At 35.4% G+C, this 25,933-nt stretch carries 19 protein-coding genes and 4 pseudogenes; 3 read left to right on the top strand and 20 right to left on the bottom strand.

Features of this window, described 5'->3' with window-relative positions:
* Positions 1-38: 38 nt before the first annotated feature.
* The 19 genes and pseudogenes from KFD70_RS25290 to KFD70_RS25380 form a co-directional block, all read right to left on the bottom strand.
* A complete protein-coding gene (locus KFD70_RS25290) occupies positions 39-1,853 on the bottom strand; it encodes an ImmA/IrrE family metallo-endopeptidase (protein ID WP_336454094.1) in 1,815 nt (604 codons plus the stop codon).
* Entirely contained in the window at positions 1,846-2,127 is a 282-nt protein-coding gene (locus KFD70_RS25295; protein ID WP_336454093.1) for a hypothetical protein, read from the bottom strand. The genes KFD70_RS25290 and KFD70_RS25295 overlap by 8 nt, the downstream gene beginning before the upstream one ends.
* Positions 2,128-2,191: 64 nt before the next feature.
* Positions 2,192-2,656, bottom strand: coding sequence for a hypothetical protein (locus KFD70_RS25300; protein ID WP_336454092.1), 465 nt, complete (start codon positions 2,654-2,656; stop codon positions 2,192-2,194).
* Complete coding sequence (gene mobP2, locus KFD70_RS25305) at positions 2,653-3,861, bottom strand: MobP2 family relaxase (protein WP_336454091.1); 1,209 nt, start codon at positions 3,859-3,861, stop codon at positions 2,653-2,655. The genes KFD70_RS25300 and mobP2 overlap by 4 nt, the downstream gene beginning before the upstream one ends.
* Complete coding sequence (locus tag KFD70_RS25310; protein WP_336454090.1) at positions 3,858-4,115, bottom strand: hypothetical protein; 258 nt, start codon at positions 4,113-4,115, stop codon at positions 3,858-3,860. The genes mobP2 and KFD70_RS25310 overlap by 4 nt, the downstream gene beginning before the upstream one ends.
* Before the next feature lie 257 nt (positions 4,116-4,372).
* Entirely contained in the window at positions 4,373-5,245 is an 873-nt protein-coding gene (locus KFD70_RS25315; protein ID WP_336454089.1) for a hypothetical protein, read from the bottom strand.
* A 21-nt stretch (positions 5,246-5,266) separates the two neighbouring features.
* Complete coding sequence (locus KFD70_RS25320) at positions 5,267-5,866, bottom strand: MerR family transcriptional regulator (RefSeq protein ID WP_336454088.1); 600 nt, start codon at positions 5,864-5,866, stop codon at positions 5,267-5,269.
* Positions 5,867-5,915: 49 nt separating this feature from the next.
* Positions 5,916-6,389: pseudogene (locus KFD70_RS25325) on the bottom strand (C40 family peptidase); the annotation flags it as partial.
* A 110-nt stretch (positions 6,390-6,499) separates the two neighbouring features.
* Positions 6,500-8,323 (bottom strand): reverse transcriptase domain-containing protein, encoded by a 1,824-nt coding sequence (locus KFD70_RS25330; RefSeq protein ID WP_336454087.1) that lies wholly within the window; start codon positions 8,321-8,323, stop codon positions 6,500-6,502.
* 585 nt (positions 8,324-8,908) lie between these two features.
* Positions 8,909-9,232, bottom strand: a pseudogene (locus tag KFD70_RS25335) (lysozyme family protein); the annotation flags it as partial.
* A 90-nt stretch (positions 9,233-9,322) separates the two neighbouring features.
* Positions 9,323-11,137, bottom strand: coding sequence for a group II intron reverse transcriptase/maturase (gene ltrA, locus KFD70_RS25340; RefSeq protein ID WP_336454086.1), 1,815 nt, complete (start codon positions 11,135-11,137; stop codon positions 9,323-9,325).
* A 652-nt stretch (positions 11,138-11,789) separates the two neighbouring features.
* Complete coding sequence (locus tag KFD70_RS25345) at positions 11,790-12,164, bottom strand: lysozyme family protein (RefSeq protein WP_336454085.1); 375 nt, start codon at positions 12,162-12,164, stop codon at positions 11,790-11,792.
* Positions 12,165-12,168: 4 nt separating this feature from the next.
* A pseudogene (locus tag KFD70_RS25350) lies at positions 12,169-12,552 on the bottom strand (VirB4 family type IV secretion system protein); the annotation flags it as partial.
* 111 nt (positions 12,553-12,663) lie between these two features.
* The gene (locus KFD70_RS25355) at positions 12,664-14,484 is read right to left on the bottom strand and encodes a reverse transcriptase/maturase family protein (protein WP_336454113.1); all 1,821 of its coding nucleotides are present in this window, start codon (positions 14,482-14,484) and stop codon (positions 12,664-12,666) included.
* Between the two features lie 575 nt (positions 14,485-15,059).
* Positions 15,060-16,636, bottom strand: a pseudogene (locus KFD70_RS25360) (VirB4 family type IV secretion system protein).
* Positions 16,637-16,655: 19 nt separating this feature from the next.
* A complete protein-coding gene (locus KFD70_RS25365; protein WP_336454084.1) occupies positions 16,656-17,468 on the bottom strand; it encodes a TraC-like domain-containing protein in 813 nt (270 codons plus the stop codon).
* A 14-nt stretch (positions 17,469-17,482) separates the two neighbouring features.
* Entirely contained in the window at positions 17,483-17,770 is a 288-nt protein-coding gene (locus KFD70_RS25370) for a DUF5592 family protein (RefSeq protein ID WP_016133029.1), read from the bottom strand.
* A 49-nt stretch (positions 17,771-17,819) separates the two neighbouring features.
* A complete protein-coding gene (locus KFD70_RS25375) occupies positions 17,820-19,592 on the bottom strand; it encodes a DUF8208 domain-containing protein (RefSeq protein ID WP_336454083.1) in 1,773 nt (590 codons plus the stop codon).
* Positions 19,593-20,130: 538 nt separating this feature from the next.
* Complete coding sequence (locus KFD70_RS25380) at positions 20,131-20,709, bottom strand: DUF3967 domain-containing protein (RefSeq protein ID WP_336454082.1); 579 nt, start codon at positions 20,707-20,709, stop codon at positions 20,131-20,133.
* A gap of 384 nt (positions 20,710-21,093) precedes the next feature.
* On the opposite strand from KFD70_RS25380, the gene KFD70_RS25385 reads away from it, so the two are divergent.
* Together KFD70_RS25385 and KFD70_RS25390 are read left to right on the top strand one after the other, a co-directional pair.
* Positions 21,094-22,317 (top strand): Alp7A family actin-like protein, encoded by a 1,224-nt coding sequence (locus KFD70_RS25385; RefSeq protein WP_336454081.1) that lies wholly within the window; start codon positions 21,094-21,096, stop codon positions 22,315-22,317.
* 20 nt (positions 22,318-22,337) lie between these two features.
* Positions 22,338-22,694: a hypothetical protein gene (locus KFD70_RS25390; protein ID WP_336454080.1), complete on the top strand. Its 357-nt coding sequence runs from the start codon at positions 22,338-22,340 to the stop codon at positions 22,692-22,694.
* A 191-nt stretch (positions 22,695-22,885) separates the two neighbouring features.
* Here the strand turns inward: KFD70_RS25390 and KFD70_RS25395 are convergent, their stop codons facing one another.
* A complete protein-coding gene (locus KFD70_RS25395; protein ID WP_336454079.1) occupies positions 22,886-23,464 on the bottom strand; it encodes a dienelactone hydrolase family protein in 579 nt (192 codons plus the stop codon).
* 1,058 nt (positions 23,465-24,522) lie between these two features.
* Between KFD70_RS25395 and KFD70_RS25400 the strand changes: the two genes are divergently transcribed.
* A protein-coding gene (locus tag KFD70_RS25400; protein WP_420792381.1) for an IS6 family transposase occupies positions 24,523-25,228 on the top strand; the annotation gives its coding sequence in 2 pieces (ribosomal slippage) (positions 24,523-25,034 and positions 25,033-25,228; 708 coding nt in all).
* Positions 25,229-25,933: the final 705 nt, after the last annotated feature.

A 25,933-nucleotide genomic window follows, 5' to 3' on the forward strand; every position in this document is an offset into this window, starting at 1 on the left:
TGATATTGTTTCTATATTAAATTGTGTACACAAGCCATCTATCGTTCTAATTCCACCTCTTGTTTCTTTTTCTTTGCAACATTTTGGAATTGTGCAAAATTCGAGAATGGTTCAAACTGCTTTTCCCGATCAACCACTTTCGATTCGGTCTGCTTTGTAACCATAACTCCTTCTTTGTTCAACTTTTCCTGTACTTTACTTTCTAACTGATTAACAGATTCTTGGGTAATGAGTTCATTATCAATTGCTACATTTTTGGTTGCAAAATAACGCTCTTCCACTTGTACACGGCTTATAATACTGTCAATATCGTTCACCGTTTCATTAGATTGAGCCCGCTTAAATGCTTCATATTTTTCACTTAATTCTTTTTCCATCGAAGCCGTAACATGTTTAGCTGTGTGAGGAAGTGGATTTAATTTTTGTTCAAGAAAGCCAATGGGCGCATATCCTTCTTTCTTCATCTCTTTATACAATTCCACTTCTTTTTCACTAAATGATGGATTTTTTTGTTCCTCTGCTTTATCTACCAAAACACCATATCGTTCATCCTTTACTATTTCATCTAGGCTCATGATTGCATCCTTTTCATGTAGAAGAAACGATTGATTGCCTTTTCTGTCGAAGATGGAATTCTGAACTTTTTCATATACATCTGGTTTCAAAATGTTGTCTAAATAGACATTTTCTCGACTACCGCTTTTCTCCATTAAAGAAACATATAAGTCGCCTCGATCAGACTTATCAGGATTCCATACTGATAAGTAGTTGATTTCTTTTGTCACGGCATCCATCATGTGTATTCTTGCAACTTCCTCATCTTGTTTATCCTTATCCAAGACTTCAATCGTTACCAAATGAACAGGTGTTTCTTTTACATTTCCCATACTTTCCACCTCTTTTTCTTGTATTTGTTCTTTCTCTTTTTCCAAAATGTTTTCAATGGTTTCAATAAATTCAGTAGAAGTTTCATGTACTTCTTTTAGTAATTTTGATTTCTCTTTTAATTCTTTTCCTTGTGTCCAGTTGACTAAGTATCCTAACGAATACTCGCTGGTATCAATTCCGAAATACGAAGAAACCGTATAAGCTGTCATTTCTGCTTGAAACTCTTTTTCAGGTGCCGTGTAATTCATGTGTGTTTCGGCTGTATGAAGTTTGGCATGCGCTAGCTCATGAAGGAGCGTTTTTACATTCTGTAATTCACTATTTCGTGGATTTAAAGCAACTTCTTTTGTTAGGGTATAGCTCACCCCCTTTGCAACCCCAAGCTCATGTTTCAGTTCAATAATTTTCACACCGTTCTTTTCTGCAATAGCTTCCATTCCTTTGTACAAACTCTTATAATCTTTCACAGTTCCTTCTAGCCAACGATTTGGAAAAATACGAGGTAAATCTTCCGCTTTCGCGTTCGTTTGTGACACATCGAATACATAGCCGACAGAAAAATATAAGCGACCTGGTTTCACTTCTACACTTTTAGATTCAATTTGCTTCTTCTCTTCTTCATTTGCCTTCGCAACGGGTTTCCAAGTACCATCTTTACCTTTGAATTTTGTTGTCGTCTGGTTCGGAACTAGAATCTGAATGCCTTTCTCACCTTTTTTAACGGAGAAACCTTTTTCTTTCCAAAAAGAAAAGGAACCCACGGCTCTGGATCCCTTAAATTGATTCTGTATTAATGCAATATTGGATGGTGAATAACGATAAAACTTTGCCATAAATGACAAATACTCCTTTAAATCTTCTGGTGAACGAAAATAACCTTCTATGCTCTTTTCCATCTTTTTTGTTAGTGCTACTACCTTTTGTTTTTTCTCTTCAAATGAAACAGGGGAACGCTTTTTACTCATTGTTTTCCGCTCCCTTTGATGAAGCTTCTATTAATTCATCCATCGTTTCTTCATTCCAAGTTTCTAAGTCTGTTGGAACACATATTTTATGAGTTTTCATGTTGATGGGAATCAATAAATCATTTTCTGGAAGCTCAATATAATCGAATAACTCTTGTTCTTCCTCTTCTGTTAATGGGATTGTTACTTCTTGATTTGCGACGTGAAAAGTAACTTCTCTTTCGCCAATAAATTTTATAATTCCAAGTTCAATATCTTCATGAAATAGTAACATTTCTTTTTCCCCTTTTCCTTTTCATTGTATTGACCTTTCTTCCTCACAATCTCTTCAAGTAGCTCTATAGGTTCACCTCCTCAATTGGAACAAACACTTCTTTTGTTTGCCCCCTCGAAGCTTGATAATCCATTTTCTTTTGTCTTTTATGTGCAATTCTTTCCTCTACTACTTCTCTTATATGTTTTGTTGCTTCAGTTTCTGCAATATCAGTTGTACAAACCCCTTGATACTGTTCATGCTCATAGATGCCATTCATAAACTCAATTAACATTTGTGTATTTTTATCAGCACTATTCGTACCAAGTCGAATTTTTGTTAACTCTTCCTTTAATACTTCATGAAGGTGTTTTGTCACGACTTCTGTAATATATCGAAGCGACCATTCTTGTTGTTTCGCTTCTTTATGCTCTTTAAAGATTTGCGCCAAAGCAACTCCGTTATATCTAATTTTATGCTCTTCTTTAAATGCCATAAGATAATCATCAGTTTCTTTTTCTAACTTTAGTACACGCCTTACCTTACTCATCGTTCATATCCCCTCTCATTTTGTTGTTGAATTTCTCTCTCAAGACGTTCATAGTAACGTTGATTTTTCCAACTTTCATATTCACTTTTGAACGCACCTTCCATTTTTCTTAGCGCATACTGCATCGAAACATTTTGCTGAAAGTTTCTTCGCTCTCTGGGTTTTCGTTCTAACATTTTATCGATACGCTGACGTTCTTTATCGTATACTTTCATCTCTTGCAAAAATGCGTTACCCATTCGCTTATGAAGCTCTTCTATTTTATTCTCCTTATAATTTTCATATCGTTTCTTATCACTAGGGCCTTCTCCATACGCTCTCTTTAATACCTCCACTTCTTCATCTAACTTTTGAAGAAACTGTTTATAATCTTCCTTATGATGCTTCTCAACATATTTTTGCGTTAAGGCATCCAAATGAGGGCGTAAAGGACGCAATGTATTGTAGCTATATTGCCATTGCCTTTTGTCTTCTGGTAAACGCTGATAAATAAATTTAAACAATGGCTTTAGTTCTCGATTGCGCCATTTTAATGTAGAATTTTCTTTCTTTTTTGCCACCATGTTCTTGCGAATCAAATCGTTTATCTGTTTTTGTTCTTGCCCACGATCCATAATATTTTGAGCCACTTTCGCTTTCATTGCATCTAATGTTGTTTGTTTTCGCTTGCCACGGTCTCTCGTTGGAAATGTCTCCACTGTTGCGATATGAATATGGATGTTATCCGTATTATAATGAATCGCTCCCGACCAAACCGTTGTATGTTCTAACTTCTCTCTTTTCAACATTTCTTTCATTGCTAACCGAGTAACATCCATCAATTTTTTATCATCTACTGTACGTGTTTTCGGATCATATATGCCATGTTCTGCAAGCCATTGGTTATCAAACGTAATCACATCTTGCCACATGATACTCTTATTCTTTTGAGCAAGCTGAAACATCTTTTTAAGGTCTTTCTTTTCCTTTTTACTTAAACAGTTACTTTGCTCTGTAAAAAGAGCAGAGGTCTTCTCAGAATTCCCCATGTAATCTTGATATAGAGAAAACATTCTTTTGTGTGCTTGCCCTTCTTTTTTTGCTTCTTCTCTGTCGATATACTCTACATAATCTTGAAAACTTTCTCCATCCGCTGTAACAAACTTAGACACAGTCACTACGCCCGGTGTTACCTTTGTTTGTGTAGGACTTGTCACCGGACTCATAACTCATCATCCTGTGTCATGACTTCTAAAAAGGCATTCATCTTCTCGACTGCTTCAAAACATTTCTCCATTGCATAGATATTTTTTTCTAGCAACTGTTGAAGATACAATTCACGATTTTGTTGTTCACGATAAAACGCCAATGTCTCAAGTTGCCCTTTCAAAAATTTATCTCTGGATAACCCTTTCGCCTTTGCAATTTCATCAATACGTTTCACGGCAACCGGGTTCATATTTCGAACTCTGACCTCCATTTTCGTTTCCTCCTCTAAATTTGGGATCTCCACTAAAAATAGTGAGAAGAGCATAAGGGGTTTTTGTTCCCACCTAGGGTGTGAAGCTAGGCAAAGCCTAGCGAAACCGTGGGAACAAGAAAAGCAACCAAAAGTACACTCAAGGTACAGTAAATATCTTCCAAAGTTTAGTCAAGGTACACTGAAAATCTATTAAAAGTGCACTCAAGGTACACCTAAAAACCCTGAAAGTACATTCAAGGTACACTACACTTTTTTCACAAACGCTCTACATCTTTTGCTTTCTCATCTAATTTTTTAATCTTTTCTTTCACTTGCCCTTGCTCCCATTTATATAGTTCAACCTTCTCTTTTGACTGGCTAATATTCGTTTCTTTTGAATTGATTTTCGCATCCGTTTCCATTTTTTCCGTTTCAGTTTGGTACTTAGAATCGTTCTTCCATTCTGTGATTTGCTTTTGCCATTCTGTTTGTTTAGATGTTTCTTGTTTCATAGCTTCATCATATTGTTTTACTTTTTCTTTTAAGATTTTTTGTTCCATACCGATAAATACTTTTGCATACTTACCTTTACTCTTTTGTGAAATACCCTCTTCTATTTCTGTTTTCTTTTGGTCAGCGAAGAATGATTTTAAGAATGTTTGCTTTTCATCTTCTTTTGAAGTTTCATTTTCTCCTTCAGCCTTTTGCTTTGTCTCTACTGTTACATCTCGATTATTTTTTTCAAATACATCGAGCGCAACTGCTTGCCATTTTGGAGATAGTTCTTTCACTTGTACAACCATATTTTCATCATCTTGGTACACCACTTTTACTGGTAATTGAAGATTCGGATTTGCTTTTTCTTGTGCCTGGAACTGATACTTTTCTCCATCTCCTCCCTCTACATGAAGAAACATTTCTATCGTATGAGAAGCTGGATCATACGCTCTTTTCTCTATCGTCATGATTCGATTTCCAAATAACGTAACCGGCTTTTTCAGCTCTGTATGATAGACTGGTTCTTCATAGGGTAAATATAATTTCGAAGTAAAAAAGCCAAAAAAACCAAAAAACATAAATCCTACAATCAATCCATATATCCATGATTTTTTACGTCTTAAATTCACACCATTGTTTACAACTTCCATTTACTCAACACCTCACTTTTTTTAAGATGTAACGATTTGAACTGCTAGTTCTTCTACATTGGTTATTTGCCAACTCTCTTGATTTTTTTGCACCGTTACTTTCATCACATTTTTCGTTTTATCTGTTGTTCCATTCGCACCAATCGTCACAGTATTTTGAAATTCTGCGATCACTTCTACCTGAGAAGCACCAATTTTATAGTCTTGTAAATATAACTTCATATCAGATGGCTTAGATACGTATGTGTCCTCCATTTCAAATGTATCCGTTGGATAAAAGAGCTGAAACACTTCATCCTTCATTAATTTTTTTGCTTGTTCTCTTCGTCCTTCATACCCCTGCTTTTCTCGATGAAAGGATAACTGAATAAACTTCTCTACTGCCGAAAGATACGATTGTCGTTCTTGTTCCTGTTCCGAAGGAAGTGTTTCTTTTACTTTCTTTTTCAGTTCTTCATTTTCAGTTTGTAACATCTGGTTACGAACTTTTAATTGCTTTACATCACCCGTTTCATCGTTACGAGAATACAAAAAGATGTTCAAAAAAGTAACGCCTGCAATAACAATTGCAAGCGTTACAAACCAGACTTTTCTTTTATCTTTTTCATTCGTTTCACTCACTCATTCCGCCTCCTTAACTTGTAATCTCTTATCCAGTTTTGTTATAGTCTTAGTAACGTCTCACATGTCCTTTAAAGACTCGACTCCAATATGCATCCGATAGATTTTCGATTGAAACTCCTTTATTTGTTTGACAACCGATGAATGTATTCTGGTCAATGACAATCCCAACATGACCATCGTGTTTATACGTATCAAAGAAAATAACATCACCAGCTTTCATTTCCATTGGTGAAATTTGTGTACCAATTTTATTCAAAGTTTCTGTACTCACCAGTCCCACAGAACCCACATTCATCCCCACTTGTTCAAATGCCCAGCGGACAAAACTTGAACAATCAAATATACCTACAGCAATTTCAGATTGTTTTCGTCCACCACCAAATACATAGGTAGAACGTCCAATCCATTGACGTCCCACATCAGCAACTTGTGAACCTGAAGAACCGCCTCCTGCGCTTCCTCCACCACCATTTACTGGTACGCCAGGTATATAATATTTCAACACGGCATCAACATATAAGTAGAGTAAGCACCCAACGCCTTGCTACATTACTGTAGTAGGTTTTCAAGTGCTCCTCCCCGAACCGGACTTACATCTCTCAATGTATCCGGCTCTCCATCTGTCTCCTGCTAGACTTTTCCTTTGTGCCTTTTAACGTGGCACTCTTTACATAACGCTATGGTTTTACGATTCCTTGAAACCATGCGTTTCTCTAGAAAGGATTTGTTCGGCTTATTTTTAATGTCTTGCAATCTCTTTACGTGATGCATATGAATTGTGGTATTCGTTTTCCCACACAATTCACATTGTTCTGCTTTGATTCGATCAGAGAGTTTCGTTTCACTTAGCACATATTTTGTATCTGGAATTAAATCCAAGTTCGCTTCTTTTGACTGTTTCTCTCGGGGAAAACTACGTTCAATAAAGTAGGTTTGCTTTTCTCCTCGAGGTGTTTTATATGTGACAGTAAATCGTCTATTTTTCTCATAGCGTTTTCGAATCTCTTTTGTTTTAACTCTATACTTAGATGCAAATGTTTTTAGCATAGAGTAATACATAAAGTAAGCAAAACGATGCATATGATTGCTCACGTTTTCTGCTAGCCGATAATAGTTGTACAATCCTCTTATTTCACTGTTATATTGAGCGACAATCTCTAAATCTTCATTATGAATGAAGTATCCTCTTTCTTTTGGCATCCAAGTGCCATCGGCACTCATTTTAATAGCTTGGTATTTCTTTAACTTGTTGACCCAAGCTTCGTGAGGCATTTTCAATTGAACTTTTCCATTAAGGTATCTACATACTCTTCCAATCGCATCTTTTCGAGGTTCACTTCCTCTGAAAATACGAATGTTGTAACCGAGAAATCCTGCATGTTTTTCGGAAGCATGGGTAATAAGCGTTTTTTCTTGTGACAATTCCAATTGAAGTGTTTCCATTAGATATTCAGTCAATGTTTCCTTAATATTTCTTGCATCGTACTTCGAGCCAATTACACCAATTAGAAAATCATCAGCGTATCTAACATAAGTAAGACGCTTATAATTTGAATCCATTGGATTACTATATGGAATTGTTCGTAATTCTTTCTTTAACGCTTTAGCCTGTTCTAAATGTTGTTGTGCTTCTTCCATTTGTTCTTCTTCTAATGCATTTTTATACTTCCGAATCAAGCTTCTCATTTGAGTATATTTTCGTTCATAGTCAGGATTTTTCTTCCGCTTTTTACCTTTATTGAATTGTTGTATAAAATCCATCATGTATTGGTCTAACTCATTCAAGTAGATATTAGAAAGAAGTGGACTGATAATACCTCCTTGTGGTGCACCGCTGAAGGTATTATGAAATCTCCATTCTTCCATGTATCCAGCACGAAGAAATTTCCATATCAGTTCAATAAATGCCTCATCTTCGATACGTTTTCTTAGAATGCCAATCAGGGTATGATGATTGATATTATCGAAAAAACCTTTAATATCCCCTTCAATGAACCACTTGCTACCAGTGAACGTTCTTTGGATCTCTTGAAGTGCCGTGTGACAACTTTTTCCTTTTCGATAAGCATGTGATGATATAGAGAATGTAGGTTCATATATAGCTTCCAATATCATTCTCACAACCTCTTGCACCAATTTATCCGCAAAACTAGGTATACCCAATGGTCTTTTCTTTCCGTTTTTCTTAGGGATATATACTCTTTTTGATGGAAACGGTTGGTATGTCCGTTGTTTAAGAGTTCCTATAAGTCCTTCAATAACTTCTATTGAAAAACCATCAATAGAACGTTTATCTACACCCATTGTGAGTGCTCCATCATTTTTACTTAGATTGTCATATGCAGTGAGATAAAACTCTGGATTGTACAAATTTCGATAGAGTCTTCGGAATTTATATTCTTTCTTTTGACTCTGTTTTTGCAGGTTGCTTAACACTACTTTTGGACTTTGCATGATGCCTTTCGCACCTCCCCAATTTCATTTTTAAGCGGACAGACTGCCTTCCTTCGCCATGTGCCAGGCTTTCCCTAGCTCGGACTACTATGAAGGCTCCGTTACCCTATTAGATATTCATGAGCCACACTTCTTGGCAGAGCCTTGAAGTCATCCTCAATAGCCTTTCGGCATTCCAACTTAGGTAATCCCCGTTTAGAAGACAAGAGACTTGCACATATGGTTTCGGATGCGATTTTCACACGTTTCCACGTATAGTGGAGGATGGTAAATGTCCCTAAACATAGCGACGACACACTTATCGCTATGTCATCTACCACATTCCGTATATAACCATCTTCCGAAATGAGTTACGGTAGCCTTCCTTGTGCTATCGTTCAAGCAGTTTAGCTTTCATCCTTATCCATACTTCACATCTTGCCGTTCAGTCGTGATTCGATGATTAATCAACTTACGGCTTTCTTGACATGCTATTGTCCCTCTTCAGTTTCCCTCCAAGGTTAGTCAAGTGATGCTAGGTCATTTAGGGAAGACCTAATGGTTTGCAATCACCATGTTCTCTTGCTCCCTCTACGGGCGCACGGCGTCGCCGTAGCATGCCCCATAGGGTATCATCTCAGGTCTTACACAACGATATATACCCGTATGTTTTACTTTCTGATAGGTTTCTGCGGAGAACTGAATCGCTAATTCTTTTGTGTATTTTCCACCGTTTTTTGCAATAAAATCAAAGAATCCTGTTCCAAAGTTGTAGGCTTGCAAGGCGGTTTTAATGTGATCCATATCACCTGGTCCCGTTACACCCGCTCGCTCAATTGCATGTTTAAATTCTTGTACTCCCGCCCAAATGGAATAATCAGGATCCGTAATACAGTTTGGTGCTTTACAGTACTTAGTGTTATACGCTCCTTATTGCGATAGGTAAGTCTTTGAAGTTATCTCCAACTTTTCCCCCGCACCACACCGTACGTGAGACTTTCACCTCATACGGCGTTCCATCTAATTTATTACATGTTTGATTTCTCCTAAATTACAAGCTCTTCGATATTGGTTTATTCTTTTGAGCTGTTCATCAGTCAAAAGTAGTCCTTTTAAATATTTCTCAATCGTTTTTCTTTCAATCGCATGGATTAACCTATGAATATCATTTCGGATAATTCTCAGGTTTTTATATTCATCTGTTCCTCCTAATTCTAATGGAACATAATGATGGCATTGCACTTCACTTGCCATTAAAAATTCTTTTAATATCTCACATTTCCCCATTACCATAGAGTATCTTGATATACGATTATCAAAATATTCTAGGCTTCTATCCATGATATCTACAGTAAGCAATTTAGTTATCTCACTCAATACACCTCTATCTAGTTCTTTATGATTGGCAATACGCCTACCTTCTTTAGAATAAGGAGTTTGGCTTTGGGTGTAATTCCAAATAGTTGCCGTTTGGATATCTGATAATGGGTATAGGTAGATTCCACAAACATTGAATGTTCGATAATTATTTTTGAAGAATTTCTTGTATATTGGTGGTGCATTAATAGGTAATCCATACTTCCCGATATTTTTTAAACGATTGAAAATATTTAAGGATACATTGAATGCGAGTTTTTTCATATCAATGTTTATATGTGTTGCATATCTAAAGTAGTTACGCAGACCTAGAACATAAGAATTATACAATTGTACATTTTTCCGAGTTGTTGATCGCTGAATGGCTTTAATTCGCCTTCTTATTTCAGATTTTATTTGTTTCTTCTTTTTCTCTGAAATTCTGGAATTACAGACCCATTTGTTCCTTTTAGGGACGACATATAATGAATACCCAAGAAATTCAGATTTATTTTTTCTAAGGTTGATGATTCTTGATTTTTCTTTTGAAATATCAAGTTTTAATCGGTCTCTTAGGTACAATTTTGTAGCGATAAACCATTTTTGCGCTGTTCGGAAATCTTTTGCCATGATTTTAAAATCATCAGCATAACGCACAATGTATCCTTGCTTTAACTTTGTTCTTTTCAGCGCACGACTTCGATTGGCAGGCTCTGTGTATTCATAGTCAGATTGAAAATGATGCCATTGTCGTGCTATCCATTGGTCTAAGTCATTCAAAACCACGTTTGATAGTAGCGGCGAGAGTATTCCTCCTTGTGGTGTGCCTTTTTGCGGAATTCCTTCGCCTTTTATCGGCGCTTTTAGAATCAAATAAATCAGCTTAAGCACTCTTTTATCTTTAATTCCCATATTCCATAGTTGTTTTAATAACAACGTATGATTCACATTGTCAAAGAACCCTTTGATATCAATGTCGACAGCGTAATGAAAGGTGTTTCGGCTAATTAGATACATCACTCTTGAAATAGCATGTCGTGTACCTCTTAAAGGTCGAAATCCATAGCTATGTTCATAGAACTTTGCTTCACAAATCGGTTCTAATATTTGCCGAATCATTTGTTGAATGAGTCGGTCAAACATGGTTGGAATTCCTAAAGGTCTTTTGTCACCATTTGGTTTGGGAATGAATACTCTTTTTATAGCTTTAGGCTTGTATTGATTCAGATGATTACGAACCATATTTAAAAAGGTTGTTTTATCCATTGGCTTGTAATTATCAATTGTAAATGAATCTGTGCCTGCTGTTTTTGAACCTTTATTCGATTTAATGGCTCGATAAGCTAGTAGAATATTAGCTTCTGAAATTATCTTTTCATATAATCCGTGAAATGATTTTCCAGCTTGGCTGTCTTCATATAACTTATCAAACGTTTCTTGCATGTTGTAATATTCCCAATATCTCATTGTTGCGTTCAACTGTGGACACCTCCTTGGTGTTTTGCCCACATTCATACCAGACCGTTGAACTTCATTTTTCTACAAATCAAAACATGTAAAAATTAGACTTGGGGCTATCCCTCCACGACTTGTTATCACCGCTTCATCGGTACTGTGCCCCTACTTTCACAAGAATAAAGGAATTTCGGATTCACCTTATATCCACCTGCCCAGTAGTAGCTGTTTGATTTGGCTGTTTCTTGTTTACCACGTTCCAATATATCTAGCTATCCATGATAACCTTAGGTGTTTACTATGAGCCTGTGAAATTGTAGAATCATTGTTTTCTACTCCGAATTTCAACCCATCAGATATTTACTTTTCGGTATTTCACCATACTGTCGTATGCTATATCTTTCAATATAGTGCAATTTTAGACCCGTACATTCGCAAATTCGTCAGTCCATCTATTTGGACATTCTCACCATAGTTATCTTTTCAGCCATCCGCCCTATCCCAAGCCATATGACTGGAAATAGTCACTTAGGCCGGTTCAGGCGACTTCACCTAGCTTCATACATGACTCATCTACTAATTCCTCATGCATGTAGGAGTATTAATGGAATTGTTTCAGCTCAACATGAAGGCTTTCATTCCAATTCTCGATATATTAGTTGTTATTGCTTTTTAATTAAGCAACACTCTCATTTCGTACTTGCGTACTTATAGAGAAACGTGTCGCACCAGATGATTGCATAGGATCATTGCCACGCCCACCACTCTCTTGCATCATTTGAGCTAACATTAAGGGAACAAAAGCCTCCACTCCAAACTCTTTTGCGTACTTTCTTATTGTTGGTTCCCATTTCAAAACTTCAGGTGAAACATTCATCACTTGCCCTTCACCTGTGTACGTAATCTCACCGCTTTCCGTACCACTATCACTCCCCATTGCGGTTATAAAAATACTCATGACTCCCATTAAAAGAAGTGCAAAAAGACCCACCACAAGTAACCCTAAAGTGATAAGCCATTTTTTCGGTATTAACTTTAAAACAATATGCATGGTATTAAGCACCTCCACCAAATAACATCAATTCTTCGTCCGTTACTTCTACATGGAAGTGAATATTTTTTACAGCCCCGATACTGAGAATGACATCACCAGTTGGTAAATGTGGAATGGCTGCAATTTCACTTTCACTTAGCTGTCCTGCAAATACTCTTCGTAACATATCTAAGCTGTTGTTATCTTGCTGCATAATAAATTTGTATTGTGTAAGCTCGAATAATACTTTAATTTCATCTACCATTTCTTGTGACGATCCATCCGGTACAAAATCTCGAATACTATGACTCGCATATAAAAGACCTGCGAAATATTTTCGGTCTTCCCGGCTAAACTTAATTAAAAATCGTAGTGCATGAGCACTTTCTTTTTTTGTATTGTAGAGTAAGAACCCGACGCCTTTCCTTCTTCGCAGAAGTAGGTTTTCAAGAACTCCTCTCGGAACCGTACGTACTCCTCTCAGAGTATACGGCTCGCCATTTATCCTAGATTCGCCCTAATCCATTTTGCCAGCGTGAAGTTTAACATGGCAATCTTTACAAAGAACTAATGTTTTTCGTCTCCTAGCTATCATAAATTCTTCCCATTTTTTCTTACCTTTGAGGTCTTTTAATTTCCTCACATGATGAACTTCGCATGGTTCCTCTTTTCCGCAGTACTCGCATTTGTCTGCAAGTAACCTTTCTTCTAGAGAAGTGCGTCCTTTATATTCCATTTCGTTGGGCTTAGAATCTATTTCGTAGTCAAATAATCTTATGCTTTTTAATGTAGGAGTTTTAATTGTTTTAAAACCCTCATTGTAGAAGGGACGAAATTTTGTTCCTTTTTTTGTCTCGTAAGAGACTCCAAAGATTCCCTTTTGGCTAAACTTTCTATAAATCTTGTGACAAGAAGTTTTGTATTTGTTGGCTAGTGTCATGGCACAACTCGTTTTCATAATGTGATATGCACCATCTAGCTTTCTCACATCTACCGCCAATTTATAGTACTCGTAGAATCCTCTTATTTCCGCATTGCAGGTCGCTATAATTTCTAAATTATCATTCCCTATCAAATCCTTGCGATGGGTAGCTTTCCAGTTTCCGTTTTTTTCTACCATGTACTTTTTATTAAATAAAAAGTCTCTCATCTTTTCATGCGGTAGATGTAGCATAGGAATGCCACTAAGACTTCTTCGTGTAATTCCACTTGAAGAAGTGACTTTTTTGTTCCCTCCTACACTAACTTCATATCCTAGAAAAGACATTCGCTTTGATTTCGCATGGGTTATAAGAGTCTTTTCCATTGAAAGTTCCAATTGCAAAGTATTATCTAAAAATCTGGCGATTTTATCTCTAATTTCCTTAGCTTCTTCTTTTGTTCCTATAACTGCAACAACGAAATCATCTGCGTATCGTATATATTGCAATCGTTTAAAGTTTTCATCCATTGGATCCTCTGACGATATTTTTTCTCTTGCCATTGACAGTTCTTTAATTTCTTTTTCAACTTGTTTTATTTCTTCTTCGCTCAATTTTTGTTCCCGTATTTTTTTGTTACGGTTCCAAACCTTATTATTTAGGCTGCTGTATTCGGGATTGTTTCGCCTTCTTTTGCCTTTGTTGAAGCTGAATTTCAATATCTCCATGAAAGAGTCTAATTCGTGGAGATATATGTTGGCTAGTATTGGGCTTACAATCCCTCCTTGAGGTGTTCCACTATAAGTTTTATTGAATACCCAATCCTCCATGTACCCTGCTTTTAAGAATTTCCATATTAGATTGATAAATTTTTCATCCTTTATTGTCCTTCTTAGTAAATTTATCAATGTTTGATGATTGATATTGTCGAAGAAGCCTTTAATATCTCCTTCTATCCACCATTTCACACCTGAGCATTTTCCCTTTACTGCCATCAAAGCAGTATGGCAGCTTCTCTTAGGTCTGAAACCATGTGACGAGTCTAAGAAGCGTACTTCATAGATACTTCCTAAGATTTGTCTCACAACTTCTTGGACTAATTTATCATTAAAAGATGGTATCCCTAACGGTCTTTGCTTACCATCTTTCTTAGGAATATATTTTCTTCTTGCAGGTTTAGGTTTGTAAGATTCCTTTTTGAGCGATTCGATTAACTTTTCAACAAGTTCGAGATTAAAGCCGTCTATAGTCTTGCCGTCAGTACCCTCTGTCATGTTCCCTTCTTTTGCATAGATATTTCCATATGCTTTTAGGAAGAAGTCAGGATTATAGAGATTCTTGTATAAGCCTTCAAATACATAATCCTTGTTTCTGGCTTTTTTACTTAGGACGTCTAAAATCAATTCAGGTCTTCTCATGGCATCCACCATAACCTTCCTTTATTTTTTAGATAGGATAAACTGTTCCCCTTCGCCATGTACTAGGCTTTCCCTAGCTCAGACTACTACGAGAACTCCGTTACCATATCGGATATTCAGATACCAGTTGTACCATAGCCTTATTCAGGCTTTCCGACTTAGGTAATCCCCGTTTAGCAACTTACCGATACTTGCGATTGAGTTAGGAACCCCCGTTCGTGCGTTCACTCTATATTGAGCGTGGATTGATATATTGGACGACATGCAGAGCAATAACCAAATACTCTGCACTTTTGTTAGACGCAATCATTAAATACGCTAACCCTATCAACATTACCTCTTAACCATAATAGGTAATGGAACACCATTACTCTCCTTGCACTGGGGTTCAGGCAATCCAGCTTTATTCTTTCTCAATCTTTTCGTCTCGACACTCAGTCGCAGGATGTATGGTTTACCTGACTTGTGCCTTTACACACCATGCTACACTCCCCCTTGGGTTTCCCCTTAGGATAAGGTGGTTGACAATAGAGAGTCGTCTTCTCTAGCCTTATTCAGGCAATCGTATAAGTCCCTTACGGGCGCACTATGATATGATGTGCTTCGTCAATAATAATGAAATAGCGAACAACATCTTCAAAGTCAATTTGTTTTTTATTAAACGCTTTTAATTGAGGTGCGCCATTTGAAATCATTTCATCCCAAAGTAGATTTAATACATTAAATATTTGCGCCTGGAACACTTCTGGTTTAAAGCTTGAAATATTCCGTAAGGAAAAGGATACAACTTGTTCCTTTTTAAAGTCCTCAATGGAAGAATGACCATTAAATAATTGTGCATATGCTTCCACTAAATTTACGATATTTAATTCAATTAATTCCAAGCGATGTTTTCTACTCTCACCTAAGTTTTCATGATGTTTTTTCGATGAAAAGTCTTCATACAATTCATCACGAACGTACTTTAAATAGTCTGTAAATATTGGATACTCCTTTGGTTTTTTTGTTGTAATTTCATTTTTATTTCCCTTTTCTCATCCCACAAACCCATACGGATATATAATTTTCTAAGTAAGTTTTCATACTCTTTAATCTCATCATCTTTCGCTTCAGGTGCAATAAAACGATAAAAAGTTGTCAATTTAGATAAATGCTGAATGAAACTAACCTCTTCACTTTCAGCCGTCTTATATACTTGAAGTGGGTTAATTTGTCCTTGCGAACCATCTAATGCAATCGTTTTTCCACCTAATTCATTTACTGTATCTGTAAATTCTTCTACCACATCAAAAATGCGAATAAAATGTCCTTTACTTGCATTATCTACTGCTTTCTTTTTTAGTAATGTTGATTTTCCAGCACCAGGCTTTCCGATCATTACCCCGTTGTAACTTTTCCTTTGTTTGTCTTTATGAAAAATATCGAAGATGACGTTCCCTTTTGTTTTAGTTGTTCCATAATACGTACCATATGGATCATGCAAATACGAAAAGTGAAATGGACACCCACCAGCTAAACTGACAGCCGGAATTTCTTTTCCTTTTCTTCGATTTACATAGTTTTTTTGTACATCAAAGCTCGTGACTAATGCATCCCATTCATATTCTTGTTCGTTTAAGAAAACAGCCCCTCTAAAGTTGTAGGATTCTAATGTTTCCATGATTTCTTTCACTTGTTTTTCTAATTCATCTATCGTTCTAGAAGATACATAGATACGTAAGTGAATCCGTTTCATAACTTCCCCTTGCTTTAAATCCTTATAGAGAGCTTCCAGCTCTAAAAATTCATTTTGTGCATCAATCCGATCTATATTATCTTTTGCTGTACTATGCCTTACACTCTGTTCACTCATGGATTTATTTATAGATTGAACAACTTCATTTCGGTTATCACTCATTACATCTAGTGTTGTAATAACGTTTGGCATATTCATAATTTGTTCTAACCAAAAGTCATTTACTTCTGTTGGATAGTCATATACATGTATACATGTTCCATATCCATCACCTGTTCGGACAAAACTATCTTTAAAATCCACGCCCCCTTGGGGCTGGATTCTCGCTAATAAATAAGGGTTATACCCTTTTTTCATTTTTAATTCTTTTTGCTTTTCCTCTTTTGATTTTGCTGGTTTCTTTTTGAGTCCAAACATAATGACTTCCCCCTCACTTTTAAATGTTTTTGGTACCCAATTTTGCATTTTGATTAAACAACTTGAACAGAACTTCTAGCTTTTTGTCTTCGTCAATATCTAATAGTTCCGTAGAACGTTTTATATAGCGTTTTGCTGCATCTACACGCTCTTTTACAATTAATTCACTGTCTCCATAAATGAAAAGTAAGGCTTCACGATTGGTTCTTCCCCATTCTAAAAATTTCAGTTCTTTTAACTTTTGAACTAGGATTCTTTCATATAAGGGATTGTCACATTCTCTAATTTTCTTATTGATATATTTTTGTTGTTCCGTTGTTTGGCATGGAAAGTTTAAAAAGACAAGTTTAATCGCATGTTTATATGCTTGATAGAAATAAGCATGAGAAAAAATAACAAATGCTTGTTCTTCGTTATTTTTAGAGTACATATCCTCTCCTTCAACCTGTAAAATCTCTAAGAATTCTTCATTTCTTAGTTCAAAAATGCCATCCTCTGTCATGTCTACAACTTGCATAATTTCCGCAATACTTTTTTTCACTTTTGGTGGTGCCTCTTTCTTTTTTCTAGAGAAAAAGCTTACGAACTTAGCGTTTTTCTTTTGTATGGGTTGCTTTTCTGATACTGTTTTTTTCTTTTGTTTTTGTTTTGCTTTTGACTTCTTTTCCTTTTTTTCTTCTTCCCGAATCACTTTAACAATTTCTTTTGGCTTAGAGAGAGATGACTGCTCTAATTCTCTCTCATTAAAACGAAATGTTTTCTTTTTGATTCTTGGTTCCTCTTTCTTTGTGATTTCTTGTTGTTCTAACTCTTTTTCATTGAAAAGTGCCATATATAACCCCTCCCTTATTGATCCTTATCAATAGCGCAATATACACCTTTTCTTCTTAGTAATGTGATAAGTAGTACTTCATACATTCGCTTCCCAGGGTTTGTACCTGGTCTCCAAATCATGAGAATTGCGATACTCCCCATGAACAGCCAAAAGGGGAGCTGTAAAGAATCATGTACAAAATTCCTTAGAATCATTGTCACAACTAATAATCCAATCAATAAAAAGAAATCTAATAGGTACAACACCTTATTAATCCTTAGTTCCGTGCTAATTTCTTTTGGGATACGATAACTTCTCATTTGTATTTCCTCCCTTTTGAACATAAAAAATAAGCGTATGTTTTTACGCTTATTTTTCACCTTTCTTATTCCTATTTTTGCTTACAATCTCTCTCCAACCCTTTCCTGTATTTTGACCCATTTCATAAAAACGTTTTGTGTTAATGACCGTTTGAGAATTACTAATCTTTTCTTTCATTCCGATTGCTGATTGTTTGACGGACGATGTAGTAGACGAAACACCTTGTTTCACCTTCTCTGTCGTATATTGTCCTAATGTACGTGTCTCATGCTGGATAGGTGCTGGATTACTTTCACTTGCTATTGGTCTGGCACTTTCTTCCGAAGATGTGCTTCCCACGCTTACCATTGATCTTGACGATTCTGTAGGTACTGAACTTCCTCCTGTTGTCACAGTTCTTGGCGATTCTATAGATGTCTCGCTTCTTCCACTTGCTACTGGTCTGTAACTCTCTTCTGATGATGTACTTCCCACGCTCACCGCTGATCTTGATGATTCGATAGGTGCCGGACTCCCTCCCGTTGTTATGGTTCTATAATTTTCTTCTGAAGGTGTACCATCTCCTGCCGTTACGGTTCTTGGCGATTCCATAGATGCCTCGCTTCCTCCACTTGCTACTGGTCTGTAGTTTTCTTCTGATGATGTACGTCCTTCACTACTCACTGTTCTAGCCGATGCCACCGATACCTCGCTATATCCTCCCATCACCGAACTATAACTTTCTACCGAAGATGCACTTCCCTCACTTGTTGCTAATCTTGAAAGTTCTGCTACTGTCGAACTACTTTCACTTGCTATTGGTCTATAACTTTCTACTGAAGATCTACCTTCATTATTTGTTGTAGAACTTGGCGATTCCATTCCTGCCTGGCTACTTCCTCCCTTAATTGTTCCTGCCGTTACTAAGTTACCTTGATCTGTTCCTTGTTTTTCTGTACTTGTCGATAACTGGCTACCATGATTCATTTCCGGCTTTCCTTTTGATGTTGGACTTCCCTCAGTTGCACCAGGTTTTTCTGTTCCTGCTGTTCCCTGGTTTCCTTCAGGTTTTATACCAGCCTCCTTTATTTCATCTTGAAGGCTTGTCATTCCAGGTTCTTGAGTACTTGCTACTTCAGGTTTTGCATTTCCTTCTTGATTCACGCCTTCTTGAGTAGATGCATTTGCACCATTCTTTTTCTCTTCTTCCTTCTTCAATTGATTTTGTTGTTTATTCTCTGAAGGATTCCCTTGCCCTTTCTTTTGTTCCGCTTTCTTCATTTCATTTTGTAAGGACTCATTCTTCCCATCATTGTTATCTTTTTTTAAACCGCTAATAATACCAGCCATACCTCCTACTGTCATAGCTGCTGCATTCGCTGTTTTCACTGCTCCTTGTGCGGTGCCTTTTGCTGCACTTGTAGCCCCCTTGCCAAGCATATTTGCAAGACCTTTCATTGGCTTAGAATTTGCGATACTGCCAAGTCCTTTGCCAAATGCGAAACCACCAGCTAATACGCCCCAACTACTCTTTAATCCAATATCTATTCCAAATAACCGTTCTACCACATTTGGTCCATCTATGACAGCCATACTAAATGAAACTAATGCAAGAACATATGCCACGCCATCTAACTTGTCATTAATAAATACAGTTCCAATCATGTATAGTTTCAGAGAAAGGAATACCATGATGGTAGCAATAAATATATTTAAAATATCAGTTAACACTGCTTTTAATTTTTGTCCGTTCGCAACATCTGCTGGAGCTAAAATGTTCGCTGAAAAATCTAAACAAAGAAAAGAGCGTAAAAATTTTGAAGCAAAAGAAGCCTTAACCAATATGGAACATGCACAAAAATCTAAAAGCAAACTTCCAATTATAGACTGGCTTAATAGCAAGAAAATGGATTCGGTCTTACAAAAAATGGGCGTTCTAAAGTCCTAAAAAACATCTAGAACTTAGCCTTGCTCAAAAAAAAGTTAATTAGCAAGGCTATTTGTCATGTATTCTTATAATCCCCAAGCAACGTACTATTTTTCCCCAAAAAGAAATTCAAAACATCTCTCAGATCTTATAATTATTTCTCTTTTTCTAAAATATTTAGGTGTGAAATTTCCACTTATATAAAACTGAAAATTTCATCATTTACTCATAAATTAACCTTGTAATTTACTAAGGTAAAATCTTAAATCACTTGATACAGTTAGCCTAACACCTCTAAAATAGATTCTAATGTTTATAATGGTTTTATTTTTTAAACAAGATTTAATAAATATAGTATTCTATCCTAAAGGGGAAACATATCAAATTTATAAAAAAAGTAGGGAAGCTTGCAAAAACATACAAGCTTCCCTACCTTTTTACGTATTATTCAAGTTATTTTTTAAATAATTTAGCAAACCATGATTTTTCTTGTTGAGTAGATGCAACTAACTTCTTAGTTTCTTGTATTTCACGAATTACTTCTAATAGCTGTTGATCTCTGTTATTTATTTTCCCATCAATATTCTTTTGTTGTTCATCAACCTTATTCAGTAACATTTGATTAGTTTGTTCTAAATGGTCTATACGCTTTAAAAGTTCCATATTCATAGCTTTTTGTTCTTGAAAATATAGAGAAACCTCTTTCATACTTTCATACATCGTCTGAATAATTGGCTTCGTTATTTCGTCGTCTTCATCACTCTCTTCTACTACAATATAATCAACATTTTGTTTTAACATCTGTTCTATTATTTCCGGTGGCTCTTGTGCATCCTTCATATTAGCAATTAATTTAAACAACTCTAATGCTTCCTGTTCATATCTCAGTGTTCGCCCCTTCGTCCCAGCGACAGTTGGTAAATATGGTTTAAATTGATCCCGCCAGGCCTGAAGAGTTGTCCGTGGCTTCCCAAGCATTCTTGCTATATCTGCAAGGGAATATGTCTTCTTATACGGTTCTTCCCTATCCATTCCATCGTCCTCCCTCATCGTTATTTGTTATTATCGATGTCCGACATGTTGTCATTGCATTGTTATTGATTATCATGTATGTCGGTCATGTTGTCATTACATTGTTATTGATCATCATTTATGTCGGTCATGTTGTTGCTTTACTGTTATTCATCATCATTTATGTCCGACATGTCGGCGTCTAACTGTTATGTGTCTTATTCGTTTGAAAGAAGGTATTTCCTTGTTTATTTTGAATTTTTTAAGTATATGGGTTCATTAAATAATAAGTACGATTCAAGTCGTACTTATTATTTAAAATGTTTTTATTTTTGATGAAATGTGCTAAAGCATGATCAAAAGTAGCACTTAAGTCGTACCTAATGTATAAAGGAGGAATTATAAATGAAAATTGGAAGAAAAGTAGCGGATTTCGGAAATAGTTTTAATAATTTCATGGTTGATGGTTATTATATTGAACTTGCAACGAATGTAGTTAAAATTTCAAAGAAACAATCTGAGGATTTACTTGTTGATCGTATTTCTAGACCAGAGGATTTACTAGATAGATTACTAATTTCCACTGAAATCGAAGGTGAAGAGTCTTTCTATTTAGTTGGGCAATTAGCTGAAGATAATCAGTTGGCAAACTCGCATGTAAATAAGATGCACGATAAAATTAATAGTCCTATCCCATACGTAAGCTTTTTAGGAGCAATTGCATATTATCATGCCCTTAACGCTGAGCAAGAAGATAATGAAGTTGAAATTGAACACATGAGTATGATGCTTCCAATTTGGCTTTTAAAACGCGAAGAGAAATTTAGCATTGCCCATAAAAAAATGGAAGAAAGATTTATCGGTGAACATAAAGTTAAAGTGTTAACGCCAGGAATGGAGAAAGAACTAACTATTAAAGTCAATTCAGCCAAATGTAGAAATGAATCAGAAGTTGCTAGACATTCTTTAAAATATAAAATGGTTTCAAAAGATCAGAATACAAATGTAATCAGTATTGAAAAGCGATATGAATCTGAGAGGTTTGATGATTATGAAGTAGTTTTAACTGACATTGGCGGCGGTTCTACAGATGCTGTGCGATTAGGTAAAGGACTTACTACACCTAAGCACAGAGATTCTTTCCAAGTTATCGATATTGAGCCATTCTTAGGATACCTAGAACGCTTTAGAAAAGAAAAATTGATTCAATACTTTAAGGATCTAAGAACATTAGAGAAATTTATAGTCAATAATTATAAAGTACAAAAGTACGTACTATCGAATGAAAATACTGGTGAACAATATGATTTTACAAATGAAATTGTAGAGGCATTGAAAGAATATGCAAGGATTTTAGTTGCTAAAATTCTTGATATATTCATCCCAACTAGTACGAATACAGTATTGAAATTCATTTATATCGGAGGCGAAGCACCTGTTTTAGAACCATACATCCGTCTCGCTTTATTGAATCATATGTCTGAAATGGCTGCTAAAAACAATCACTTCTTCTTGAACGATATTATTCAAAATAGCGAAAAAGAGGTATTTGCTCCAACTTCACGTACAATTAATCTAGCTGCATTAGAATTAAAAGTAATTGATGAAATGAAGGGACAATTAGCATAGAATAAAGGGACGTGCTGATAATGGCTAAAAGTAGAAAAATGGCATTACATGCTGATAATATGCCTGAAGATGTATATAGGATTCTTAATGAAAAAGCTAATAGTAGACAATTAACAACATTTGTTGTTGAACTGGTACAAAATAAAAAACGTTATGAGCAACTACTGCAGAAATTAGATACTGTAGAACAGAGATTAAATCTCTTAGATACAGTTGAAAATAAATTGGATCTTCTACTTACTAATGGATTTGTTCCCGCACAGAAACAGGAAGATTTAAAGATGGAAGAGCCTGTACCCCAAGAAGGTAAAATTATTGACGCTAAGGTGGTACTTGGTGGTATTTCTGAAGAAGATAACGAAGAGATTGATTTCTAATTAATAAAAATGTGAAAAGATATTAAAATTGTTTAATTATATACTTAGAGATGCAAAAACCACCTACAAGTTAATTTAGTAGGTGGTTTTAAAGTTGATAAAAAATACGTTTTATTTGTTGCTGTCGTTCATTTAAATGAATAATAAAGTTGTTTCATTTCGGAAAGCGCATCGTTTAACATAGCCCCCATTTATAATAAATAACGTTCAATAATTTGTTTTGTTATTTCTTCTTGATACTTACTAGAAAAAGGGTCTGCAAAACCATGCTCTGCTTCTACAATTTCAATAAACACATTACTTTTTTGTTCTAACACTTTTTTCAATTCTTTTGGTTCAAAGGACTTTTCTTTATCGCCATACAATAAAACAACTTCAGCTTTTGGTTCAATTTCTATATATTGTCTAATACGAGAACCATAAAAACCAATTACCTTTTGAATTGATGGCTCATCACTACATAGCCAACCAACAGTTGCCCCTATACTAAAACCAACAATCTGAATTTTATTATAAGACTGTTCAACATCACGTATGAGTTTCTTTATTTGTTGAAGTACAGCATCAAATCCAATATTTTGATTAAAATTATGATAGGCTACTTCTTCATTTTCATAAGAATATGGTACATCTTTCCCTAATAGATTTGGTATGTATACATCATAACCATTTTGAAAAAAATAATCTGCATAATATCGAATATGTTGATTGATTCCGTAAATTTCGTGAAGTAAAATCACACATTTTTCAACATTTTGTTTTAACTCCATTAGTAAATTCACACTCCCTTTCTGCCCTTCATTGTACTAATAAAACATCGTAATATTGTAATTTTATTATACATCAAAAAATAAAATACGGAATAAAGTCCCAATTCAATCCCGTCTTTTAAAGAAACTTTATTTGTTTTTAAACGACTTTATTGTAAATGTAACAACTTTATTGTCACTTAACAAAAAAGACCTTTAGGTGGTCTTATCCCTGTCAAGTAGACAGTATTAAAAAGACTAAGCAGCCATTGAGATTAATGCTTGTTATTCCTGGTATGTGTAAAACAAAAGGATACAACGGTGCAATTTTTATAAATAGTTAATCTTTTTTCAAAACGGTACATCTTTTTTTCTATTCGATGCGACTTTATTTCAAATCCACAGCTGATTCTATTGCATGTACCACATATCACCGCTATAAATTTCTTTATAATATAGATATTTCCCTATATCTGATCTTGTTATCAGAAACAGAGGTATAGGAGCATTTTTTGAAAAATTACTAGCGTGATATAAGCTGCTGATTCTATTGCATGTACCACATATCACCGCTATAAACCTCTTTACAATATGGGTATTTCCCTATTTCTATAAGTAGATATTTCCCTATATCTGATCTTGTTATCAGAAACAGAGGTATAGGAGCATTTTTTGAAAAATTACTAGCGTGATATAAGCTACTGATTCTATTGCATGTACCACATACCACCGCTATAAATTTCTTTACAATATAGAAATTTCCCTATTTCTATAAGTCGATATTTCCCTATATCCTGATCTTGTTATCAGAAACAGAGGTATAGGAGCATTTTTTGAAAAATTATTGGCGTGATATAAGTTGCTGATTCTATTGTATGTACTAAATATCACCGCTATAAATCCCTTTGTAATATAGAAATTTCCCTATTTCTATAGGTGGATATTTCCCTATATTATTAATTTCGTGAACTTAAATATTGATATAGGGGTTCTGGGGCAAAAACTTCAAGATAATTACAATAAATCTATAAAACTTGGATATACTGATACTATTACTCTAGACAGGGTGGGTGATTGGTATAGAAAAAGAAAATTTGTTCAAATGGAAGCATTATCAGCCTAAACTAATCTTATTAACAGTAAGATGGTACCTGCGGTACAACTTAAGTTTTCGTGATTTGGTGGAAATGATGGAGAAACGGGGATTATCCCTGGTTTATACAAGCATTATGCGTTGGGTTCATCAATATGGATCTCAATTAGAAGAGAAAGTACGCCATCATCTTAAATCAACAAATGACTCGTGGAGAGTCGATGAAACTTATATTAAAGTAAAAGGGCAATGGGTGTACTTATATCGTGCAGTCGATTCAGAGGGGAATACCATTGATTTTTATCTAAGTAAATCAAGAGATAAACAAGCAGCCAAGCGCTTTTTCAAGAAAGCCTTAGCTTTTTCGTATGTTTCTAAACCTCGCGTGATAACAGTAGATAAGAACCCAGCCTATCCTGTAGCGATTCAAGAGTTGAAAGAAGAAAAACCTATGCCTGAAGGCATGCAACTAAGGCAAGTTAAATATCTCAATAATAGTGGAACAAGACCACCGGTTTATTAAAAGGCGAGTTCGTTCTATGTTAGGATTAAAATCATTTAAAACAGCAATCTCTATATTGTGTGGTGTTGAAGCCATGCATATGATGAAGAAAGGACAAGTGGTTTTACCGGACAAGTCCGTCCAAAAACAGAAGGAACTTATTCATAAATTGTTTTGCTTAGCTTCATAGGATAGAAATGTAGAGAAAATTGCTATTCTATGCTTCTAACTAACATTTTTGCACCAGAACCGATATAGGGATTCTTTTAGAAAATAACTAGAGTGATATATTTGACACTCCCATCCCTAAAGAAGGGCCTGTCGCACCGTAGTGAGCTTTCTCATTCGGAACATCTGTCAAATGATAATAAATTCGTTTGACAATCTAGATTTTATTCAAAAAATAGCACCCTAAAATTGGATAACATGGATACTGAAATGAACTTTGCTAATGCAAAAGATCTTAAAGATCGTCTCATTTACAATGAAATAGTCCTGATGTCATTACTATAACTTCCTTTATAATATAGAAATATCCCTATTTCTATAAGTGGATATTTCCCTACAGTCCTACTTTTGTTATCAAAAATGGAAGTACAAGGGGCGCTTTTGAAAAATTACTGGAGTAATATAAATTACTAATTCTATTGCATGTACCACATATCACCGCTATAACTTCCTTTATAATATAAGGAAATATCCCTATTTCTATAAGTGGATATTTCCCTATAGTCCTACTTTTGTTATCAAAAATGGAAGTACAGGGAGCGCTTTTGAAAAATTACTGGAGTAATATAAATTACTAATTCTATTGCATATACTAAATATTACCGCTATAACTTCCTTTACATTATAGGGAAATATCCCTATTTCTATAAGTGGATATTTCCCTATA

The sequence above is a fragment of the Bacillus pfraonensis genome (genome assembly GCF_050768835.1).
In the GTDB taxonomy this organism is placed as follows: Bacteria; Bacillota; Bacilli; order Bacillales; family Bacillaceae_G; genus Bacillus_A; species Bacillus_A pfraonensis.

Bases quoted from the DNA above. Each gene is read 5' to 3' on its own strand.
- mobP2 (WP_336454091.1), bottom strand. From the start codon at position 3,861: ATGAGTCCGGTGACAAGTCCTACACAAACAAAGGTAACACCGGGCGTA.
- KFD70_RS25300 (WP_336454092.1), bottom strand. From the start codon at position 2,656: ATGAGTAAGGTAAGGCGTGTACTAAAGTTAGAAAAAGAAACTGATGAT.
- KFD70_RS25345 (WP_336454085.1), bottom strand. From the start codon at position 12,164: ATGCATATTGTTTTAAAGTTAATACCGAAAAAATGGCTTATCACTTTA.
- KFD70_RS25295 (WP_336454093.1), bottom strand. From the start codon at position 2,127: ATGTTACTATTTCATGAAGATATTGAACTTGGAATTATAAAATTTATT.
- KFD70_RS25395 (WP_336454079.1), bottom strand. From the start codon at position 23,464: ATGGAGTTAAAACAAAATGTTGAAAAATGTGTGATTTTACTTCACGAA.
- KFD70_RS25365 (WP_336454084.1), bottom strand. From the start codon at position 17,468: ATGGCACTTTTCAATGAAAAAGAGTTAGAACAACAAGAAATCACAAAG.
- KFD70_RS25390 (WP_336454080.1), top strand. From the start codon at position 22,338: ATGGCTAAAAGTAGAAAAATGGCATTACATGCTGATAATATGCCTGAA.
- KFD70_RS25310 (WP_336454090.1), bottom strand. From the start codon at position 4,115: ATGGAGGTCAGAGTTCGAAATATGAACCCGGTTGCCGTGAAACGTATT.
- KFD70_RS25290 (WP_336454094.1), bottom strand. From the start codon at position 1,853: ATGAGTAAAAAGCGTTCCCCTGTTTCATTTGAAGAGAAAAAACAAAAG.
- KFD70_RS25370 (WP_016133029.1), bottom strand. From the start codon at position 17,770: ATGAGAAGTTATCGTATCCCAAAAGAAATTAGCACGGAACTAAGGATT.
- KFD70_RS25355 (WP_336454113.1), bottom strand. From the start codon at position 14,484: ATGAGAAGACCTGAATTGATTTTAGACGTCCTAAGTAAAAAAGCCAGA.
- KFD70_RS25385 (WP_336454081.1), top strand. From the start codon at position 21,094: ATGAAAATTGGAAGAAAAGTAGCGGATTTCGGAAATAGTTTTAATAAT.
- KFD70_RS25380 (WP_336454082.1), bottom strand. From the start codon at position 20,709: ATGGATAGGGAAGAACCGTATAAGAAGACATATTCCCTTGCAGATATA.
- KFD70_RS25330 (WP_336454087.1), bottom strand. From the start codon at position 8,323: ATGCAAAGTCCAAAAGTAGTGTTAAGCAACCTGCAAAAACAGAGTCAA.
- KFD70_RS25315 (WP_336454089.1), bottom strand. From the start codon at position 5,245: ATGGAAGTTGTAAACAATGGTGTGAATTTAAGACGTAAAAAATCATGG.